This is a genomic window from Citrobacter rodentium NBRC 105723 = DSM 16636, assembly GCF_021278985.1.
In the GTDB taxonomy this organism is placed as follows: Bacteria; Pseudomonadota; Gammaproteobacteria; order Enterobacterales; family Enterobacteriaceae; genus Citrobacter_A; species Citrobacter_A rodentium.
Genome location: NZ_CP082833.1, coordinates 1641166 through 1661108, shown reverse-complemented (window position 1 = coordinate 1661108; position 19943 = coordinate 1641166). Strand labels below are relative to the sequence as shown.

Sequence of the window (19943 nt, the reverse complement as noted above, 5' to 3'; positions counted from 1 at the left end):
GCGAGAGATGAAAGTATTAGTGATTGGCAACGGCGGGCGCGAGCACGCGCTGGCGTGGAAAGCGGCCCGGTCGCCGAAAGTCGAAACCGTTTTTGTCGCGCCAGGCAACGCCGGCACGGCGCTGGAACCTGGCCTGCAAAACGTGGCAATCAGCGCCACCGACATTCCGGCGCTGCTGAATTTTGCCCAACGCGAGAAGATCGACCTGACTATCGTCGGACCGGAAGCGCCGCTGGTGACCGGCGTGGTGGATACTTTCCGCGCCGCTGGGCTGAAAATCTTCGGCCCAACCCAGGGCGCAGCGCAGCTGGAAGGCTCCAAAGCCTTCACCAAGGATTTCCTTGCGCGCCACCAGATCCCGACCGCCGAATACCAGAACTTCACCGAAATCGAGCCTGCGCTGGCCTATCTGCGGGAAAAAGGCGCGCCGATCGTCATCAAAGCCGATGGTCTGGCCGCCGGTAAGGGCGTGATTGTGGCGATGACGCTGAGCGAGGCCGAAGCCGCGGTTCACGATATGCTGGCAGGCAATGCCTTTGGCGACGCGGGCCACCGCATTGTGATCGAAGAGTTCCTCGACGGGGAGGAGGCCAGTTTCATCGTGATGGTTGACGGCGAGCATGTGCTGCCAATGGCGACCAGCCAGGACCACAAGCGCGTGGGCGATGGCGATACCGGTCTGAACACCGGCGGGATGGGCGCCTACTCGCCTGCGCCGGTCGTCACCGACGAGGTGCATCAGCGGACGATGGAACGCATTATCTGGCCAACCGTAAAAGGCATGGCGGCGGAAGGCAACACCTACACCGGCTTCCTGTATGCGGGTCTGATGATCGACAAGCAGGGCAATCCGAAGGTGATCGAATTCAACTGCCGCTTTGGCGATCCGGAAACCCAGCCCATCATGCTGCGCATGAAGTCCGATCTGGTTGAGCTGTGCCTGGCCGCCTGCGAAGGCAAGCTGGACACGCAAAAATCCGAATGGGACGAGCGCGCCTCGCTGGGCGTGGTGATGGCGGCGGGCGGTTATCCGGGCGACTACCGCACGGGCGATGCGATCCACGGCCTGCCGCTGGAAGAGGTGGCGGACGGTAAAGTCTTCCACGCCGGGACAAAACTGGCTGATGACGAGCAGGTTATCACCAGCGGTGGCCGCGTACTGTGCGTCACCGCGCTGGGGAACAGCGTGGCCGAGGCGCAAAAGCGCGCTTACGCATTAATGGCCGATATCCACTGGGACGACTGCTTCTGCCGTAAAGACATCGGCTGGCGCGCCATTGAACGCGAGCAAAACTAACGCGAAAGCTTCGCCAGCAGCGTTTTGCGCGTAATCCCTAACTGACGGGCGGCTTCCGTTTTATTGCCGCCCGTTTTTTCCAGCGCCGCCAGAATGACCTCTTTTTCGACTTCCACCAGCGGTTGAATCGCCTGCGCCGGCATAAGCGGCATCGCCTGGTTCGCAATCGCCAGCGGCAGTTCACGCTCCGAAATGTACTCTCCGGTCAGCAGGACCACCGCCCGCTCGATGGCATTTTCCAGCTCGCGGATGTTGCCCGGCCAGGCGTAATGAATCAGTAGATCCATCGCCTGCGGCGTAAAGCCTTTCACCGCTTTCCGGTTGCGCGCGGCGAACCGCTGGAGGAAATGCTCAGCCAGCAGGGGAATATCTTCCCGACGCTGGCGCAGCGACGGCGTTTCAATCGTCACCACGTTCAGCCGGTAGTAGAGATCCTGACGAAAACGCCCGGCGCTCGCCTCCTGCGCCAGATCCCGATGGGTGGCGGCGATCAGACGTACATCCACCGAAAGGGTCTGATTGCTGCCCACCCTTTGCACCTCTCGCTCCTGAATCGCCCGCAGCAGGCGGACCTGCATGAGCGGCGAGATATCGCCAATTTCATCCAGAAACAGCGTGCCGCCGTCGGCTTCGACAAAACGTCCCTCCCGACGCTTATCGGCGCCAGTAAAGGCCCCCTTTTCATGACCGAACAGTTCAGATTCCAGCAGCGATTCGTTGAGCGCCGCGCAGTTCAGCGTTACCAGCGGTTTGTCGCTGCGCGCGCTGCTGGCATGGAGCGCGCGCGCCACCAGCTCCTTGCCGGTGCCGGAGTCGCCGTGAATCAGCACCGTGGCGTCGGAAGGGGCGACCATCGCGATTTCGCTCAGTAACTGCTGCATCGCCGGGCTTTTCCCCACCATGCCAGACTGGCTGGCGGAAACCGACGGCAGTTCCCCGGCAACCTCCTGGGCGTGGGCAAGAGATTTCTCCAGCGTCTCCTGTAAGCGGTCAAAATCCAGCGGTTTAATCAGATAATCCAGCGCGCCGGTTTTTAACGCTTCTACCGCCGTTTCGACGCTGGAAAATGCCGTCATGATCAGCACCGGGATCGCCGGATTCAGCGCTTTAATCTCTCTGAGCGTCTCGATGCCGTCCATTTCCGCCATCCGCACATCGCACAGCACCAGATCGAAAACATGGCCGCTTGCCTTTTCCAGCGCTTCACGTCCGCTGTAGGCCAGCGCCACGTTGTAGCCCCAGCCGCGAAGCAGCGCCTGTAAAATCGTGCAGTGGCTGACGTCGTCATCCACCACCAGAATGTCGATCTTTTCGCCCGTCACCCTTGTGAATCCTTCTGTTTTGCGTTCACCGGCAGCCAGAGGGTGAAAACCGCGCCCCGGCCTGCCGGACTGTCCGCCTGAATCGTCCCGCCATGCTGTTCAACAATATTGTGCACCACCGCCAGTCCCAGTCCGGTTCCCTCGGCTTTGGTGGTAAAATAGGGGGTAAAAATCGCCTCCAGCTGTTCCGCCGCTATCCCCTTCCCGCTGTCTGCAACGACGATCTTAACGCGATTATCGCCGCTGGCGCTTGCCGTAACGCTAATCGTCCCCTGGCTGTCGATAGCATGAATCGCATTCAGATAGAGATTCAGCAATACCTGCGTCAGCCGGTCCGGATCGGCCTGGATCAGCGGCAAACCCGCGCTGGGGGTAAACTTCAGCTCAATTTCTCGCTGACGGGCGTCCTGGCTCACCAGCTGTAAAGAGTGGGCGATCAGCGCGTTGAGATCTACCGGCTGGAGCGATAAGCGCGCCGGTTTTACCAGCTCAAGCAGTTCGCTGACCACCCGGTTGAGTCGATCGGCCTCTTTCGCCATCACCTGCGCCAGCTGGTGCGCTTCCCCCTCCGCCGGGGCGCGCTCGGCGAAATAGCGCGCCAGCCCTTTAATCGATGAAAGCGGGTTGCGGATCTCATGCGCCACGCCCGCCGCCAGATGACCCAGCGCCACCAGCTTCTCTTTACGATTCATTTCGTCCTGCAGTAATTGACGCGAACGCAGATACCGCCGGTACCAGAAAAAGGTCATCAGCGTCGCCAGCAGGACCGCGGTTAAGGCGAACAGCATAATCAGCATATTGCGCCATTCACGCGCCTGGGTAGTGGCTAACTCGCTGGCATCAAAGGCGATAAAAATGATTCGCTGCGTGGAAGGCGTGTTTGCATCGTCACTCTCACAACGCGGCATCACTCCCATACCGTGCCTGCCTGACGCATGCAGCGGCTGGAACTGGCGGTAAATTTCCAGCGCCGGAACATCCTGCCCGCGCTCATCCATCGCTTCCGCAGGACGCCAGCGCATTTCCTCGCCGGGACGCAGTCGTTGCATCTCATCTGCCGCATAGAGTTTCCGTCCCGCCTGCGCAGGATCGCTGTGCATCAGGATAGTCCCCTGCACATCCGTCACCGCAAACCATAGCACGCCAGGCTGTCCCGCCATCTCTTCCAGCAGCGTTTGCTGTTGGCGATGATGCATGCGCATTCCCATCCCGACGCGCGAGCCGGATTCCAGCGCGCGTATCAGCACGTCGCCCTTTTCCACCAGGGTCTGGCGCGCGGCATCGCTTTCCCGGCCATAATCGCGGATCACCACCACAGCAAACAGCCCGACCAGCATCAGCATGGCGGCAGGCAAGATGCCACTGAGCCATTTCGCAACGGTATCCTTATGGTGTCGCATACTCTCCTTCGCCTTTCCCCTTACTTTGTGTACGCCTTTGCAGCAGGAATCATGCCACTTTTTGCTGCCGTTAACCCTGTCCTGCCACGCAAACCGCGACGCCGGACGAGTAAAAATGACTCGCCGCGTTCATCCGGCGGGTCATTTTTACTCGCTTTTGTCGGAGCCTCCCTCCCCTGACCCGCGCTACACGCGGTGCCGGTGTCTGGCACGGAAGATGCAATACCGAAAGCGAAACCACCTACAGGAGGATAAATGATGAAACGGAACAATAAAGCTGGCCTGACGCTGATAGCGTTCTCTCTGATGGCATTCGCCGCCAGCCCGGCGCTGGCGCGTCATCACTGGGGCAATGGCGACGGTATGGGGCCGCACTACGCCAGCCCGCTTACCGCCGAACAGCAGACGGCGATGCAGAAAATCCATGATGATTACTACAACCAGACCAGCGCCCTGCGCCAGCAGCTGATGTCCAAACGCTACGAGTATAACGCCCTGCTCTCAACCAACGCCCCGGACAGCGCGAAAATCAACGCGGTAGCGAAAGAGATGGCGTCGTTAAACCAGTCGCTGGATGAGCTACGGGTAAAACGTGATGTGGCGATGGCGCAGGCGGGCATAACGCGCGGCACAGACATGGGTTACGGCGGCTGCGGCGGGCGTGGCGGTCATCGGGGAATGGGACACTGGTAGCAACGTCGCCTGATGGCGCTACGCTTATCAGTCCTGGAGACAGTAGCGTTACCTTATCCGGCCTACAGATCTATCCAGCCGACGTTAAAACGTTTTCTCCGTCGGCTGCCAGCGGCAGAAATCGGAATTCGCCACCAGCAACAGCTGTGAGCCTTCGGGCGCTTCCAGCCACGCCACGCTCACGTCCATTGACGAATGGCGCTGGCGGCGCGCGATGTGGTTCATCGCCCACGCGTCTAAATCAGGCTTCAACGTTTCACCTTCGCAGGTGGTTATCGTGCCTTCGGCGCCGTGCCAGCGCCCCTGTCGCAGCACCACGCGTCCCAGGCGCAGCGCGTCGCTGGTCTGGCGGATTTGTTCGGCGCGATAGCGGTATAAGGCGATTTGATCGTTTGAAAGCTGCTGCTTATGGCCTTCGACTTCGCGCTGCATAAAGCTCAGTTCGCCACGATCGTCAAACCGCACGCGGATATGCTCCGGCGGCTTGCTATAAATATTGAGTTCAATCAGAGAGAACGTTTCGCCCTGCCAGCGATATTCGCTGGTTGTGGTGTTGCCGTCGTTACGCCACGGGCTGAACACCGAAAGTAAGTGCACGCCATCCGCGTCGTCTTTACGCCAGATGCGCACTGCGCCCTGGTCGTCAGCGAAGCCGCTGGCGGTAAAAGGCGGCAGAGAAGCGTTATGGCTACAGGCTGTCAGCAACAGCGCGCCCGCCAGCGTCAGCGCACGACGCCAGACAGACAAAAGGGGCGAAACCGCCCCTTCGTTAAAACTGTTCACAGCCACGCGGTCTTATTTAACTGCGTCTTTCAGTGCTTTACCAGAAACAAACGCCGGTACGTTAGCTGCGGCGATTTTGATCTCTTTACCAGTCTGCGGGTTGCGGCCAGTGCGCTCAGCACGGTGGTTCACTTTGAAGGTACCGAAACCAACCAGTTGTACAGCATCGCCTTCTTTCAGAGACTCAGTAATAGCAGCCAGAGTGGATTCCAGAGCAGCTTTAGCCTGGGTTTTGGACAGTTCTGCTTTGTCTGCAATTACATCAATCAGTTGAGTCTTGTTCATAAGTTATCCTTACAATGTGTTTATCGCTTGCTAAGCATCGAGTGCGACGGAAATGCCAGAAAAGCACTCTCCTGCATACACGCACCGATAGCCACTTTTTTTCGCCCCCCAAATGTAGACCAGACGGGGGGCGGAAGGGAAGCCTTCAGGTACGACAATTCAGAAGTTAAATCACGTTTTCGTGTCTTATTGCTGAAAATTTATACCGATATTACTCTCGCCAGCCTCACGCAGGTCTGCCCTGAGCCCTTTTATCAATTCAATGTCGCGTTCTTCGCAGTCGGCTAAAAGCCGGAATATTTCCCACTGAATATCCCATTCCTGCTCTACCGCCGGGTTCTCTTTAAGCTCTTCATCGCTCATTTCCCGACCCGCCTGGGTCATCTCCAGCATCGCCACCGTAGTAATAGACGTCTTACTGACTTCAACAGCGTGCGACAGCGTTTCACCGCTCAGACGAGAATGCACCAGTTCACTTAACGCCACGCAGGCATCAATTGCCGGATAAACGCCGTACAGATCGTAGTCGTCGGCAACCGGGATCGCCTCTTCGAATTTCTCAAGCTGGCTGTCGAAATTCACCTTCGCATCTTTGACCGTCAGCGTCTCCCAGATAAGGTCGAGAATCCGCCGGTACACCTGACCATCACCGAACCCCGTCTGCTTGCAGAACATGGCATAGTTTGGGTACATACGTTCGCACAGACAGGCCATAAAGGTGACGTGCTGCCAGCTTTCGAGGCGTTCCAGACGCAGATGAATCGGGTTTTGTAACATGATGAAATCTCGAATCGAAAATTAGCCGCAGTGTACATCAATCAGGGCTGAATTTCCTGCCATCGCGTGAAGGCCGGACGCCCGGACGCCACGGCATCCGCCCAACGCGTCGGCTCCGGCAGGCGGTAGCCTTTCATGCAGCGCTGCACCCACGCCAGCGCGCTGTCCAGCCCGACGCGATGCCCCGTCGCCACAAACAGCGGGTTACAACGCGCTTTACTGCGCCACACCCAGGCCAGCTGTTCGCCTTTGTCCATCAGCGGCGCCAGCGCGCCTGGCTCGGCAGAGAGCGGCTCAAACTTGCCGCACAGGCGTTTTTTCGCCACGCCAATGGTCGGCACATCCACCAGCAGTCCGAAATGGCTGGCGACGCCAAGCCGACGCGGATGCGAAATGCCATGCCCGTCGACAAACAGCAGATCGGGTTTTTGCGACAGCTGTTCCCACGCCGCCAGCAGCGCGGGATATTCACGAAACGAGAGAAAGCCGGGGATATAGGGCATGGTCGTGGCGATACGCGCCACTTTGTATTCAATAAGTTCAAGAGAGGGATATTTCAGCAGAACCATTGCCGCTCGCGTCACCTCTCCTCCCTGCTCAAAGCCAACGTCTGCGCCGGCGATCAGATCCGGCGGATCCCGGTCAAACCGATCCTCGCGGATCACGGATGAGGCCAGTTCAAGTTGTTGAGCGCGTAGCGACGCGAGATCCATATTTTCTCCTTAGCGGTGATATTGCGCGGACAGTCGGTGCACCGCCTCCACAAAAGCGCCGGCGTGTTCCGGCGGCACATCCTGGTGGATGCCGTGACCGAGGTTAAAGACGTGGCCTTCGCCTTCGCCGAAAGCAGAAAGTATAGTCGCCACTTCTTCTTCAATGCGCGCTGGCGGCGCATAAAGCATCGACGGGTCCATATTGCCCTGCAGGGCGACCTTATGCCCGACGCGACGGCGCGCGTCGGCAATATCGGTAGTCCAGTCCAGCCCCAGCGCGTCGCAGCCGGTTTCCGCCATCGCCTCCAGCCACTGACCGCCGCCTTTGGTAAACAGCGTCACCGGCACGCGGCGACCGTCGTTTTCACGCAGCAGGCCATCGACAATTTTGTGCATGTAATACAGCGAAAACTGCTGATAATCGCGCCCGGTAAGCACGCCGCCCCAGGTATCGAAAATCATCACCGACTGCGCGCCCGCTTTGATCTGCGCATTGAGATACAGCGTGACGCTTTTCGCCAGCTTATCGAGCAGGGCGTGCAGGGTATGCGGATCGGCATACATCATCTTTTTGATCACGGTAAAGGCTTTGCTGCTGCCGCCTTCCACCATGTAGGTCGCCAGCGTCCATGGGCTGCCGGAAAAGCCGATCAGCGGCACCTCGCCCTTCAGTTCACGGCGGATAGTGCGCACGGCGTTCATCACATAGCCCAGCTCGTCTTCCGGATCGGGAACGGGGAGTTTGTCAACGTCCGCCCTGCAGGCGACCGGAGAGGTGAAACGTGGGCCTTCTCCGGCTTCAAAGTACAGGCCAAGGCCCATCGCATCCGGAATGGTCAGGATGTCTGAAAAGAGGATCGCCGCATCAAGCGGATAGCGGCGCAGCGGCTGGAGCGTCACTTCGCAGGCCAGTTCGGCATTTTTGCACAGCGACATAAAATCGCCAGCCTGGGCGCGGGTGGCTTTATACTCCGGTAAATAGCGGCCCGCCTGGCGCATCATCCATACCGGGGTGACATCAACGGGCTGGCGCAGCAGCGCACGCAGATAACGATCGTTTTTCAGTTCGGTCATTTTGCAGTTCCTTATTGCGTCAGTCCGTCAGTTTATCATGTCATTCATATTCAGCCCGACATATTGCCACCGTATCTTCGATCAGCCGCCGCGCGACGGTGCCTGGCGGCGGCAGGAGCGGTAAATCATCGTAGCGATACCAGTCCGCTTCCAGCAGCTCTTTCGGGTCGATGACAATGTCGCCGCTGTCGTATTCCGCCATAAACGCGGTCATCAGCGACATAGGGAACGGCCACGGCTGAGAGGTCACATAGCGCAGGTTTTTCACTTTAATCCCGCTCTCCTCCATCACTTCACGGGCGACGGCCTGCTCCAGAGTTTCGCCAACTTCCACAAAGCCGGCGAGAACGGTATGGATGCCATTACGATGGCGGGTATGCTGCGCGAGCAGAATGGCGTCATCGCGCCGAATGGCGACAATGATGCAGGGGGCGATTTGCGGATAGTAGCGTTCGCGGCAGTGGCTGCACAGCATCGCCCACTCGGTTTTACTCGGGTGCATGGGATGCCCGCAGTAGCCGCAAAATTTATGCGAACGGTAAAATTCCGCCAGCTGTACGCCCCTTCCCGCCAGCTGAAACAATCCGGCGTCCCGATCGATCACCTGACGGACCGATCCCATATCGTGGCGACGCTGCTGTTGCACCAGCCAGACCGGCTCGCCTTCCCACTCGCCAATGCGTAATGCGCGTTGACCCACAAGATCGAAATTTGCCGCATCGCCGTGTGGCAATTCTCCACAGGGCAACCATAATTTTTGTTCATGACTGACGATCCACCAGCCGTGATCTAATTTTTCAATTATACGATCCATAGCTCTTGCACTACCTTTGCATCACTGGCATGTTGTTAACATTATTTTTACAATCTCTGAGTAAGCCGTTTTTTATCTACACTTGCGGAGACAATCATGCTAAACCAGCTGGAAAACCTGACGGAGCGCGTCGGCGGGAGTAACAAACTGGTCGATCGCTGGCTACACGTGCGTAAGCATCTGCTTGTGGCTTACTATAATCTGGTTGGCATTACGCCTGGCAAAGAATCCTACATGCAGCTGAATGAGAAAGCGCTGGATGATTTTTGTCAGAGTCTGGTCGACTATCTTTCCGCCGGACACTTCAGTATTTATGAACGTATTTTGCATAAATTGGAAGGGAATGGTCAGCTTTTAAACGCAACCAAAATCTGGCCGCAGCTGGAAGCCAACACCCAGCAGATTATGGACTACTACGATTCCACCCTTGAAACCGCCATCGATCACGACAATTGCTATGAGTTCCAGCAGGCGCTGTCGGATATCGGCGAAGCGCTGGAAGCGCGTTTCGTTCTTGAGGATAAGCTGATCATGCTGGTCTTTGATGCCATGCATGAGCAGGCCAGAATTAAACGCCCTGCTTGAATTCTGCGCAATTAACGAGTAGGTTACAAACGTCCCCTCGCTGGAGGGGACATCATCTTGTCGGAGTGCCTGCATTCCACAAACGCATTCGCGATGCCTCAGGGTAACGCGAAGGCGATGTGGGAAAGGCTGAGACCGTTAATTCGGGATCCGCGGAACCTGATCAGGTTAAGACCTGCGAAGGGAACAAGAGTAATTCTGCTTTATGCCCCTGCCCTTACGGGCGGCGCACGTCCATTACTCCATCCGTCGTCTGACAAGCCACGTCCTTAATTTTTTTGGAATGAGCTATGTCTACCACACCATTAACCCGCCGCGAACAGCGCGCTCAGGCCCAGCATTTTATCGATACGCTGGAAGGCACCGCTTTCCCCAATTCAAAACGCATTTACCTCACCGGTTCGCAACCGGATATCCGCGTCCCGATGCGGGAGATCCAGCTTAGCCCGACGCTTATCGGCGGCAGCAAAGAGCATCCGCAGTTCGAAGCGAACGAAGCCGTGCCGGTATACGACACGTCCGGCCCCTACGGCGACCCGGAAATTGCCATCAACGTGCAGCAGGGTCTGGCGAAGCTGCGCCAGCCGTGGATTGAGGCGCGTAATGACAGCGAAGAACTCAGCGTTCGCAGCTCCGCTTATACAAAAGAGCGCCTGGCGGATGACGGCCTCGATGCGCTGCGCTTTACCGGCCTGCTGACGCCAAAGCGCGCTAAATCCGGGCGTCGGGTCACGCAGTTGCATTATGCCCGCCAGGGCATCATCACTCCGGAGATGGAGTTTATCGCCATCCGCGAAAACATGGGGCGCGAGCGCATTCGCAGCGAAGTGCTACGCCACCAGCATCCGGGCGAAGGATTTGGCGCCCGCCTGCCGGAAAATATCACCCCGGAATTTGTCCGTGATGAAGTGGCCGCCGGTCGCGCCATTATCCCCGCCAATATCAACCATCCTGAGTCGGAACCGATGATTATTGGCCGCAATTTTCTGGTCAAAGTGAATGCCAATATCGGTAACTCGGCGGTGACCTCTTCCATTGAAGAGGAGGTGGAAAAGCTGGTGTGGTCAACGCGCTGGGGGGCGGATACGGTGATGGATCTCTCCACCGGGCGCTATATCCACGAAACCCGCGAGTGGATCCTGCGTAACAGCCCGGTGCCGATTGGCACCGTACCGATCTACCAGGCGCTGGAGAAGGTAAACGGCGTCGCCGAAAACCTCACCTGGGAAGCCTTCCGCGATACGCTGCTGGAGCAGGCCGAACAGGGGGTGGATTATTTCACCATCCATGCGGGCGTGCTGCTGCGCTACGTGCCGATGACCGCCAGACGGCTGACCGGTATCGTCTCGCGCGGCGGTTCAATCATGGCGAAATGGTGCCTCTCTCACCATAAAGAGAACTTTCTGTATGAGCACTTCCGCGAAATTTGCGAAATCTGCGCCGCCTACGACGTCTCGCTGTCGCTGGGCGATGGCCTGCGCCCCGGCTCCATTCAGGATGCCAACGACGAGGCGCAGTTCGCCGAGCTGCATACGCTGGGCGAACTGACCAGAATCGCCTGGGAATATGACGTACAGGTGATGATTGAGGGGCCGGGACACGTGCCGATGCAGATGATCCGCCGCAACATGACCGAGGAACTGGAGCACTGTCATGAAGCGCCGTTCTATACGCTTGGACCGCTAACCACCGATATCGCGCCGGGCTACGACCATTTCACCTCTGGCATTGGCGCGGCGATGATCGGCTGGTTCGGCTGCGCGATGCTCTGCTACGTCACGCCGAAAGAACATCTCGGCCTGCCCAACAAAGAGGATGTAAAGCAGGGGCTGATTACCTACAAAATCGCCGCCCACGCCGCCGATCTGGCCAAAGGCCATCCCGGCGCGCAAATTCGCGATAACGCGATGTCGAAAGCGCGCTTTGAATTCCGCTGGGAAGATCAGTTTAACCTCGCCCTCGACCCGTTTACCGCTCGCGCGTACCACGATGAAACGCTGCCGCAGGAGTCCGGCAAAGTGGCGCACTTCTGCTCAATGTGCGGACCAAAATTCTGCTCAATGAAAATCAGCCAGGAGGTTCGCGATTACGCCGCCGCGCAGAGTATCGAAGTGGGAATGGCGGATATGTCGGAGAACTTCCGCGCCAGGGGCGGCGAAATTTATCTGCGTAAGGAGGAAGCGTGATGTATCAGCCCGATTTTCCTTCCGTCCCTTTTCGTCTGGGGCTGTATCCGGTAGTCGACAGCGTCGCGTGGATTGAACGTCTGCTGGAGGCTGGCGTGCGGACAATTCAGTTGCGCATTAAGGATAAGCGCGATGAGGAAGTAGAGGCCGACGTTGTGGCGGCAATTGAGCTGGGTCGTCGCTATGACGCCCGGCTGTTTATCAACGACTACTGGCGGCTGGCGATCAGGCACTGCGCTTACGGCATACATCTGGGCCAGGAAGATCTGCAATCCACCGATCTGAAAGCGATTCAGGCGGCGGGCCTGCGTCTCGGCGTCTCTACCCATGATGATATGGAAATTGACGTGGCGCTTGCCGCACGTCCTTCGTATATCGCACTGGGTCACGTCTTTCCCACGCAAACCAAGCAGATGCCTTCCGCGCCGCAGGGTCTGGAACAGCTGGCGCGGCATATTGAACGTCTGGCCGATTACCCTACCGTCGCCATCGGCGGCATTAGCCTGGAGCGCGCGCCCGCAGTGCTCTCTACCGGCGTTGGCAGCATTGCGGTGGTCAGCGCCATCACCCGGGTCGCGGACTGGCGCACCGCGACGGCGCAGTTACTCGACTTAGCAGGAGCGGGTGATGAACGATCGTGACTTTATGCGCTACAGCCGACAAATCCTGCTCGGCGACATTGCTATTGAGGGACAACAGGCGCTGCTGGAAAGCCGGGCGCTGATTATCGGCCTGGGCGGTTTAGGTTCGCCAACTGCGCTGTATCTGGCGGCCGCTGGCGTTGGAACGCTGGTGCTGGCGGACGATGACGCGGTACACATCAGCAATCTGCAGCGGCAAATTTTGTTCACCACCGAGGATCTCGCCCGGCCCAAATCGCAGGCCGCGCAACAGCGGCTGTCGCGACTCAATCCGCAGATCGAACTGGTGGCGTTACCGCAGCGGCTTAACGGTGATGCGCTCAACCAGGCGGTAGCCCAGGCGGACGTGGTGCTCGACTGTACCGACAATATGGCGACGCGGCAGGAAATTAACGCCGTCTGCGTGGCACATAATACGCCGTTGATTACCGCCAGCGCGGTCGGTTTCGGCGGACAATTGATGGTGCTGACGCCGCCCTGGGAGCAGGGCTGTTACCGCTGTCTGTGGCCGGACGACAGCGAACCGGAGCGCAATTGTCGCACCGCAGGCGTACTCGGCCCGGTGGTTGGGGTGATGGGCACACTGCAGGCGCTGGAGGCGATCAAATTGCTCAGCGGCATTGAAACGCCCGCCGGCGAACTGCGCCTGTTTGACGGCAAAACCAGCCAGTGGCGCACGCTGGCATTACGTCGCGCCACTGGCTGCCCGGTCTGCGGAGGTCAACATGCGAATCCTGTTTAATGATGAACCGTTGCAGTGTGCAGACGGGCTGTCGGTAGCGGAACTGTTGACGCAGTTGAATCAGCTCAAACCGGGCGCCGCGCTGGCGCTGAACCAGCAGATCCTCCCGCGCGAGCAGTGGGAACGACAAAACGTGCAGGAAGGCGATCAGATCCTGCTTTTTCAGGTTATTGCAGGGGGTTGAGATGTTACGTATTGCCGATAAAACGTTTGATTCACATCTGTTCACCGGCACGGGCAAGTTCGCCTCATCGCAGCTGATGATTGACGCCATCCGCGCGTCGGGCAGCCAGCTGGTGACGCTGGCGATGAAGCGCGTGGATTTACGCCAGCATAGCGACGCCATTCTGGCGCCGCTGATTGAGGCCGGGGTGACGCTGCTGCCCAACACCTCCGGGGCGAAAACGGCGGAAGAGGCGATCTTCGCCGCCCAACTGGCGCGTGAGGCGCTGGGAACTCACTGGCTGAAGCTGGAGATCCATCCCGACGCCCGTTGGCTGTTGCCGGACCCGATCGAAACGCTGAAGGCCGCCGACGCGCTGGTAAAGCAGGGATTCGTGGTACTGCCCTACTGCGGTGCTGACCCGGTTCTGTGTAAGCGGCTGGAAGAGGTCGGCTGCGCGGCGGTGATGCCGCTGGGCGCGCCCATTGGCTCAAATCAGGGGCTGGAAACCCGCGCGATGCTGGAGATCATCATCCAGCAGGCGAGCGTGCCGGTGGTCGTTGACGCCGGGATCGGCGTACCAAGTCATGCGACGCAGGCGCTGGAAATGGGCGCCGATGCGGTGCTGGTAAACACGGCGATTGCGGTGGCGGACGATCCGGTCATGATGGCGCGGGCCTTCCGCCTCGCCGTTGAGGCGGGGTTGCTGGCGCGTCAGGCGGTGCCGGGAAGCCGCAGCGTCTGTGCCAGCGCCACCAGCCCGCTGACCGGCTTTCTGGAGATTCCGGCATGAAAACCTTCACTGAACGCTGGCGACAGCTGGATTGGGATGACATCCGCCTGCGCATCCACAGTAAAACGCCCGCCGACGTCGAGCGGGCGCTGAATGCCGCCCGGCTCAGCCGCGACGATATGATGGCGCTGCTGTCGCCCGCAGCCAGCGCGTATCTTGAACCGCTGGCGCAGCGGGCGCAGAAGCTGACCCGTCAGCGCTTCGGCAATACGGTGAGCTTTTATGTGCCGCTGTATCTCTCAAATCTCTGCGCCAACGACTGCACCTACTGCGGTTTTTCAATGAGCAACCGTATTAAGCGCAAGACGCTGGATGAAGCAGAGATTGCGCGGGAGTGCGCCGCCATTCGCGCGCTGGGTTTTGAGCATTTACTGCTGGTCACCGGCGAGCATCAGACGAAAGTGGGAATGGACTATTTTCGCCGTCATCTCCCCACGATCCGCCGCCAGTTTTCTTCATTGCAGATGGAGGTGCAACCGCTGGCGGAAGCGGAATATGCCGAACTCAAAACGCTGGGCCTTGACGGCGTGATGGTGTATCAGGAAACCTGGCACGAAGCGCAGTATGCTCAGCACCACCTGAAGGGCAAAAAACAGGACTTCTTCTGGCGGCTGGAGACGCCGGATCGGCTGGGCCGCGCCGGAATCGATAAAATTGGTCTTGGCGCACTGATAGGCCTTTCCGACAGCTGGCGGGTCGACTGCTACATGATGGCCGAACAACTGCTCTGGCTACAGCAGCATTACTGGCAGAGCCGCTTTTCAGTCTCCTTCCCGCGGCTACGGCCATGCGCGGGCGGCATCGAACCCGCCTCGCTGATGGATGAACGCCAGCTGGTACAGACCATTTGCGCTTTTCGTTTGTTTGCGCCGGAAATTGAATTGTCGCTGTCCACCCGCGAGTCGCCCTGGTTTCGCGACCACGTTATTCCACTGGCGATTAATAACGTCAGCGCCTTTTCGAAAACCCAGCCCGGCGGCTATGCCGATGAACATCCGGAGCTGGAACAGTTCGCGCCGCATGATAACCGCCGTCCCGAAACGGTTGCCGATGCGCTTATCGCCCGGGGATTACAGCCGGTCTGGAAAGACTGGGACAGTTTTCTCGGGCGCGCCTCGCAAAGGTTATGAAGCGTAATGTAAGCCTGTAACATTTTTCCGGGCCGCTACGGAGAACGGAAAACGGGAGGTTGCCGCCAGCCTCCCGTTTTTTTAGGGTATGTCCGTCAGCCGCAGTGCTGTCCAGGGCGAAAAGCTTCTTCCTCGTTTCGCCCTGCCCTCACTGCGACGTAAAGCGAGGAAAAACCCTGAAGCTAAATGTCGGATGGCGGCCTTGCCTTATCCGACCTGCAACGACAGTGCTGGCATAATAAGCGTTGCGCGACTGCCATCAGGCATAAAAAAACCCGCCGGAGCGGGTTTTTTACTATCGGGCAGTCAACGATTACTCGTTGTCGGAACCGCCCAGACCTGCATTCAGCAGTTCCGCCAGGCTGGCGGAGGCGTCTTCCGCAGTCACCTGCGGCGCGGCCGGGAGTTCACCCGCAGCGCGGCGGCGCATACGATCCTGGTGGTACGCATAACCGGTACCCGCCGGGATCAGACGACCCACGATAACGTTCTCTTTCAGGCCGCGCAGTTCGTCGCGTTTACCGGCAACGGCTGCTTCGGTCAGGACACGAGTCGTCTCCTGGAACGATGCGGCAGAGATGAACGATTCGGTTGCCAGAGACGCTTTGGTGATACCCAGCAGATCGCGGGAGAACGTTGCGCCCACTTTGCCGTTCGCTTCCAGATCGCGGTTAGCGATCTTGACGCGGGAGTATTCAACCTGTTCGCCTTCCAGGAAGTCGGAACTACCTGCGCTTTCGATGGTCACTTTACGCAGCATCTGACGAACGATAACTTCAATGTGCTTATCGTTAATCTTAACGCCCTGCAGACGGTATACATCCTGGACTTCGTTAACAATGTAACGAGTCACAGCATGAACGCCACGCAGGCGCAGAATGTCGTGCGGCGCTTCCGGACCGTCGGAAACCACGTCACCACGTTCTACACGCTCACCTTCGAACACGTTGAGCTGACGCCATTTCGGAATCATCTCTTCGTACGGCTCGCTGCCGTCTACCGGGGTGATAACCAGACGACGTTTCCCTTTGGTCTCTTTACCGAAGGAAATGATACCGCTGATTTCCGCCAGGATTGCCGGCTCTTTCGGACGACGCGCTTCGAACAGGTCGGCAACGCGTGGCAGACCACCGGTGATATCCTTGGTACCGCCGGATTCCTGCGGAATACGCGCCAGGGTGTCACCAGAGCTGATCTGTACGCCATCTTCCAGCTGTACAATCGCTTTACCCGGCAGGAAGTACTGCGCAGGCATATCGGTACCCGGGATCAGCACGTCATTGCCCTGAGCATCAACGATTTTCAGCGCCGGACGCAGATCTTTACCACCGGTAGTACGTTCAGCAGAATCCAGCACCACCAGCGAAGACAGACCGGTCAGTTCGTCGGTCTGACGCGTAATGGTCTGGCCGTCGATCATATCGGTGAAGCGAACGAAGCCGCTGACTTCGGTGATAACCGGCATGGTATGCGGGTCCCAGTTTGCAACGGTTTCACCGCCGGCAACCTGCTCGCCATCATTCTTCGCCATCACCGCGCCGTAAGGCACTTTATAGCTCTCTTTGGTACGACCGAATTCGTCGATCAGTTTCAGCTCGGTGTTACGGGAAGTGATAACCAGTTTACCGCTGGAGTTCACAACCGACTTCGCGTTGCTGAGCTTGATGCTACCTTTGTTTTTCACCTGGATGCTGGATTCAGCAGCCGCACGGGATGCCGCACCACCGATGTGGAACGTACGCATCGTCAGCTGTGTACCCGGCTCACCGATGGACTGTGCCGCGATAACGCCGATAGCCTCACCTTTGTTGATGATGTGGCCACGCGCCAGGTCACGACCGTAGCAGTGCGCGCAGACGCCAAAGTCGGTGTCACAGGATACAACGGAACGCACTTTAACCGCGTCGACAGAGTTCTCTTCCAGCAGGTCACACCACTGCTCGTGCAGCAGCGTATTGCGCGGAACCAGAATGTCTGCGGTGCCCGGCTTCAGCACGTCTTCAGCGGTTACACGACCCAGTACGCGATCGCGCAGCGGTTCTTTAACGTCGCCGCCTTCGATAACCGGCGTCATCAGGATGCCTTCGTGCGTACCGCAGTCGTCTTCGGTAACTACCAGATCCTGCGCCACGTCAACCAGACGACGGGTCAGATAACCGGAGTTCGCGGTTTTCAGCGCGGTATCCGCCAGACCTTTACGCGCACCGTGCGTCGAGATGAAGTACTGGAGTACGTTCAGACCTTCACGGAAGTTCGCGGTAATCGGCGTTTCGATGATCGAGCCGTCCGGCTTCGCCATCAGACCACGCATCCCCGCCAGCTGACGAATCTGCGCAGCAGAACCACGCGCACCGGAGTCGGCCATCATGTAGATGCTGTTGAAGGAAACCTGCTGCTCTTCCTGGCCGTCACGGTTAATCACGGTTTCAGTCTGCAGGTTGTCCATCATCGCTTTGGATACACGATCGTTCGCCGCGGCCCAGATATCGATAACTTTGTTGTAGCGTTCGCCTGCGGTAACCAGACCGGACTGGAACTGCTCCTGGATCTCAGCAACTTCGGCTTCCGCCTCAGAGATGATCTCGTATTTTTTATCCGGGATGACCATGTCATCGATACCAACGGACGCACCGGAACGCGCTGCATATGCAAAGCCGGTGTACATCGTCTGGTCCGCAAAAATAACGGTCGGTTTCAGGCCCAGAATACGGTAGCAAGTGTTCAGCATTTTGGAGATCGCTTTCTTGCCCAGCGCCTGGTTGACGATGGAGAAAGGCAGACCTTTCGGTACGATCATCCACAGAATGGCACGGCCAACGGTCGTGTCTTTCAGGCTGGTGTGCGCAACGAATTCGCCGTTAGCATCTTTTTCGTATTCAGTGATACGCACTTTAACGCGCGCATGCAGAGAGGCCAGGCCAGCGCGATAAATACGCTCAGCTTCTTTCGGACCGGTCAGCACCATGCCTTCGCCTTTGGCGTTAACACAGTCACGGGTCATGTAGTACAGACCCAGTACAACGTCCTGAGACGGAACGATGATCGGTTCGCCGTTCGCCGGAGACAGGATGTTGTTGGTAGACATCATCAGCGCACGCGCTTCAAGCTGGGCTTCCAGCGTCAGCGGTACGTGAACAGCCATCTGGTCACCATCGAAGTCGGCGTTGTATGCCGCACAAACCAGCGGGTGCAGCTGGATAGCTTTACCTTCGATCAGCACCGGCTCAAACGCCTGGATACCCAGACGGTGCAGGGTCGGCGCACGGTTCAGCAGTACCGGGTGTTCGCGAATGACTTCGTCGAGGATATCCCAGACGACAGCTTCTTCACGCTCAACCATTTTCTTCGCGGCTTTGATGGTGGTGGCGAGGCCACGCAGTTCCAGCTTGCCGTAGATGAATGGTTTGAACAGCTCCAGCGCCATTTTCTTCGGCAGACCGCACTGATGCAGACGCAGGTATGGGCCTACGGTGATTACAGAACGACCGGAGTAGTCAACACGCTTACCGAGCAGGTTCTGACGGAAACGACCCTGCTTACCTTTGATCATGTCGGCCAAAGATTTCAGAGGACGCTTGTTAGAACCGGTGATCGCACGACCGCGACGACCGTTATCCAACAGGGCGTCTACCGCTTCCTGCAGCATACGTTTTTCGTTGCGGACGATGATATCCGGCGCAGCCAGATCCAGCAGACGCTTCAGACGGTTGTTACGGTTGATCACGCGACGGTACAGATCGTTCAGATCCGACGTTGCGAAACGACCGCCATCCAGCGGAACCAGCGGACGCAGATCCGGCGGCAGAACCGGCAGAACGGTCAGAATCATCCACTCCGGCTTGTTGCCGGACTGTACGAACGCTTCCAGCAGCTTGATACGCTTGGTCAGCTTCTTACGCTTGGTTTCGGAGTTGGTTTCGTTCAGCTCTTCACGCAGCGTTTCACATTCCTGCTCCAGATCCATGCTCTTCAGCAGGGCCTGAATAGCTTCGGCGCCCATCTTGGCGTCGAATTCGTCACCGAACTCTTCCAGCGCGTCCAGATACTGCTCTTCAGTCAGGATCTGCTGGCGCTCCAGGTTAGTCATACCGCCTTCGATAACCACATAGGATTCGAAGTACAGCACGCGTTCGATATCGCGCAGCGGCATATCGAGCAGCAGGCCGATACGGGACGGCAGCGATTTCAGGAACCAGATATGCGCGGTCGGAGAGGCCAGCTCGATGTGGCCCATACGCTCACGGCGCACTTTAGTCTGGGTCACTTCAACGCCGCACTTCTCACAGATCACACCGCGGTGTTTCAGGCGCTTGTACTTACCGCACAGGCACTCGTAGTCTTTTACCGGCCCAAAGATACGGGCGCAGAAAAGGCCGTCACGCTCAGGTTTGAACGTACGGTAGTTGATGGTTTCCGGCTTTTTAACTTCACCGAAAGACCATGAACGGATCATGTCTGGCGAAGCCAGAGCAATTTTGATCGCATCAAACTCTTCGGTTTTAGTTTGCGCTTTCAGAAACTTTAATAAGTCTTTCACGGATTTGC

At 58.1% G+C, this 19943-nt stretch carries 18 protein-coding genes and 1 riboswitch; of the genes, 9 read left to right on the top strand and 9 right to left on the bottom strand.

Features of this window, described 5'->3' with window-relative positions; all coding sequences use genetic code 11:
• Nucleotides 1–7: 7 nt before the first annotated feature.
• Entirely contained in the window at nt 8–1297 is a 1290-nt protein-coding gene (purD, locus tag K7R23_RS07805) for a phosphoribosylamine--glycine ligase (protein WP_012907740.1), read from the top strand.
• On the opposite strand, the gene zraR is transcribed toward purD, so the two are convergent.
• Both zraR and zraS read right to left on the bottom strand, forming a co-directional pair.
• Nucleotides 1294–2619 carry a sigma-54-dependent response regulator transcription factor ZraR gene (gene zraR / locus K7R23_RS07800; protein ID WP_012907741.1) on the bottom strand — a complete coding sequence of 442 codons (1326 nt, stop codon included), beginning with the start codon at nt 2617–2619 and terminating at the stop codon, nt 1294–1296. The genes purD and zraR overlap by 4 nt on opposite strands.
• Complete coding sequence (gene zraS, locus K7R23_RS07795; protein ID WP_012907742.1) at nt 2616–4019, bottom strand: two-component system sensor histidine kinase ZraS; 1404 nt, start codon at nt 4017–4019, stop codon at nt 2616–2618. Before zraS ends, zraR begins: the two co-directional genes overlap by 4 nt.
• 258 nt (nt 4020–4277) lie before the next feature.
• On the opposite strand from zraS, the gene zraP reads away from it, so the two are divergent.
• Complete coding sequence (gene zraP, locus K7R23_RS07790) at nt 4278–4712, top strand: zinc resistance sensor/chaperone ZraP (RefSeq protein WP_024132963.1); 435 nt, start codon at nt 4278–4280, stop codon at nt 4710–4712.
• Between the two features lie 84 nt (nt 4713–4796).
• Here the strand turns inward: zraP and K7R23_RS07785 are convergent, their stop codons facing one another.
• The 6 genes from K7R23_RS07785 to nudC form a co-directional block, all read right to left on the bottom strand.
• Nucleotides 4797–5495 (bottom strand): DUF1481 domain-containing protein, encoded by a 699-nt coding sequence (locus K7R23_RS07785; RefSeq protein ID WP_012907744.1) that lies wholly within the window; start codon nt 5493–5495, stop codon nt 4797–4799.
• Nucleotides 5496–5507: 12 nt separating this feature from the next.
• Complete coding sequence (hupA, locus tag K7R23_RS07780; RefSeq protein ID WP_001044509.1) at nt 5508–5780, bottom strand: nucleoid-associated protein HU-alpha; 273 nt, start codon at nt 5778–5780, stop codon at nt 5508–5510.
• A 186-nt stretch (nt 5781–5966) separates the two neighbouring features.
• The gene (locus K7R23_RS07775) at nt 5967–6557 is read right to left on the bottom strand and encodes a YjaG family protein (protein ID WP_012907745.1); all 591 of its coding nucleotides are present in this window, start codon (nt 6555–6557) and stop codon (nt 5967–5969) included.
• 41 nt (nt 6558–6598) lie between these two features.
• Nucleotides 6599–7270 carry a deoxyribonuclease V gene (gene nfi, locus K7R23_RS07770; protein WP_012907746.1) on the bottom strand — a complete coding sequence of 224 codons (672 nt, stop codon included), beginning with the start codon at nt 7268–7270 and terminating at the stop codon, nt 6599–6601.
• 9 nt (nt 7271–7279) lie between these two features.
• Nucleotides 7280–8344 carry a uroporphyrinogen decarboxylase gene (gene hemE, locus K7R23_RS07765; protein ID WP_012907747.1) on the bottom strand — a complete coding sequence of 355 codons (1065 nt, stop codon included), beginning with the start codon at nt 8342–8344 and terminating at the stop codon, nt 7280–7282.
• 40 nt (nt 8345–8384) lie between these two features.
• Entirely contained in the window at nt 8385–9158 is a 774-nt protein-coding gene (gene nudC / locus K7R23_RS07760; RefSeq protein WP_012907748.1) for an NAD(+) diphosphatase, read from the bottom strand.
• A gap of 96 nt (nt 9159–9254) precedes the next feature.
• Here nudC and K7R23_RS07755 point away from each other — a divergent pair, with 96 nt between their 5' ends.
• The 7 genes from K7R23_RS07755 (at nt 9255) to thiH (ending at nt 15398) form a co-directional block, all read left to right on the top strand.
• Nucleotides 9255–9743, top strand: coding sequence for an Rsd/AlgQ family anti-sigma factor (locus K7R23_RS07755; protein WP_012907749.1), 489 nt, complete (start codon nt 9255–9257; stop codon nt 9741–9743).
• A 51-nt stretch (nt 9744–9794) separates the two neighbouring features.
• A riboswitch (TPP riboswitch) is annotated at nt 9795–9946 on the top strand.
• A gap of 87 nt (nt 9947–10033) precedes the next feature.
• A complete protein-coding gene (thiC, locus tag K7R23_RS07750) occupies nt 10034–11929 on the top strand; it encodes a phosphomethylpyrimidine synthase ThiC (protein ID WP_012907750.1) in 1896 nt (631 codons plus the stop codon).
• Entirely contained in the window at nt 11929–12570 is a 642-nt protein-coding gene (gene thiE / locus K7R23_RS07745; protein ID WP_024132964.1) for a thiamine phosphate synthase, read from the top strand. Before thiC ends, thiE begins: the two co-directional genes overlap by 1 nt.
• Complete coding sequence (locus K7R23_RS07740) at nt 12557–13312, top strand: HesA/MoeB/ThiF family protein (RefSeq protein ID WP_012907752.1); 756 nt, start codon at nt 12557–12559, stop codon at nt 13310–13312. The genes thiE and K7R23_RS07740 overlap by 14 nt, the downstream gene beginning before the upstream one ends.
• A complete protein-coding gene (thiS, locus tag K7R23_RS07735) occupies nt 13296–13496 on the top strand; it encodes a sulfur carrier protein ThiS (protein WP_012907753.1) in 201 nt (66 codons plus the stop codon). Before K7R23_RS07740 ends, thiS begins: the two co-directional genes overlap by 17 nt.
• Nucleotide 13497: 1 nt before the next feature.
• Nucleotides 13498–14268, top strand: coding sequence for a thiazole synthase (gene thiG / locus K7R23_RS07730; RefSeq protein ID WP_012907754.1), 771 nt, complete (start codon nt 13498–13500; stop codon nt 14266–14268).
• On the top strand, nt 14265–15398 hold the full coding sequence (gene thiH / locus K7R23_RS07725) for a 2-iminoacetate synthase ThiH (RefSeq protein WP_012907755.1): 1134 nt from the start codon (nt 14265–14267) through the stop codon (nt 15396–15398). The genes thiG and thiH overlap by 4 nt, the downstream gene beginning before the upstream one ends.
• A 313-nt stretch (nt 15399–15711) precedes the next feature.
• Here thiH and rpoC read toward each other — a convergent pair whose 3' ends face one another.
• Nucleotides 15712–19935: a DNA-directed RNA polymerase subunit beta' gene (gene rpoC, locus K7R23_RS07720; RefSeq protein ID WP_012907756.1), complete on the bottom strand. Its 4224-nt coding sequence runs from the start codon at nt 19933–19935 to the stop codon at nt 15712–15714.
• Nucleotides 19936–19943 lie beyond the last annotated feature (8 nt).

Excerpts from the sequence above, each read along its gene's own strand:
- purD (WP_012907740.1), top strand. The coding sequence starts at position 8 with ATGAAAGTATTAGTGATTGGCAACGGCGGGCGCGAGCACGCGCTGGCG.
- zraS (WP_012907742.1), bottom strand. The coding sequence starts at position 4,019 with ATGCGACACCATAAGGATACCGTTGCGAAATGGCTCAGTGGCATCTTG.
- zraP (WP_024132963.1), top strand. The coding sequence starts at position 4,278 with ATGAAACGGAACAATAAAGCTGGCCTGACGCTGATAGCGTTCTCTCTG.
- hupA (WP_001044509.1), bottom strand. The coding sequence starts at position 5,780 with ATGAACAAGACTCAACTGATTGATGTAATTGCAGACAAAGCAGAACTG.
- K7R23_RS07775 (WP_012907745.1), bottom strand. The coding sequence starts at position 6,557 with ATGTTACAAAACCCGATTCATCTGCGTCTGGAACGCCTCGAAAGCTGG.
- nfi (WP_012907746.1), bottom strand. The coding sequence starts at position 7,270 with ATGGATCTCGCGTCGCTACGCGCTCAACAACTTGAACTGGCCTCATCC.
- hemE (WP_012907747.1), bottom strand. The coding sequence starts at position 8,344 with ATGACCGAACTGAAAAACGATCGTTATCTGCGTGCGCTGCTGCGCCAG.
- nudC (WP_012907748.1), bottom strand. The coding sequence starts at position 9,158 with ATGGATCGTATAATTGAAAAATTAGATCACGGCTGGTGGATCGTCAGT.
- K7R23_RS07755 (WP_012907749.1), top strand. The coding sequence starts at position 9,255 with ATGCTAAACCAGCTGGAAAACCTGACGGAGCGCGTCGGCGGGAGTAAC.
- thiC (WP_012907750.1), top strand. The coding sequence starts at position 10,034 with ATGTCTACCACACCATTAACCCGCCGCGAACAGCGCGCTCAGGCCCAG.
- thiE (WP_024132964.1), top strand. The coding sequence starts at position 11,929 with ATGTATCAGCCCGATTTTCCTTCCGTCCCTTTTCGTCTGGGGCTGTAT.
- K7R23_RS07740 (WP_012907752.1), top strand. The coding sequence starts at position 12,557 with ATGAACGATCGTGACTTTATGCGCTACAGCCGACAAATCCTGCTCGGC.
- thiS (WP_012907753.1), top strand. The coding sequence starts at position 13,296 with ATGCGAATCCTGTTTAATGATGAACCGTTGCAGTGTGCAGACGGGCTG.
- thiG (WP_012907754.1), top strand. The coding sequence starts at position 13,498 with ATGTTACGTATTGCCGATAAAACGTTTGATTCACATCTGTTCACCGGC.
- thiH (WP_012907755.1), top strand. The coding sequence starts at position 14,265 with ATGAAAACCTTCACTGAACGCTGGCGACAGCTGGATTGGGATGACATC.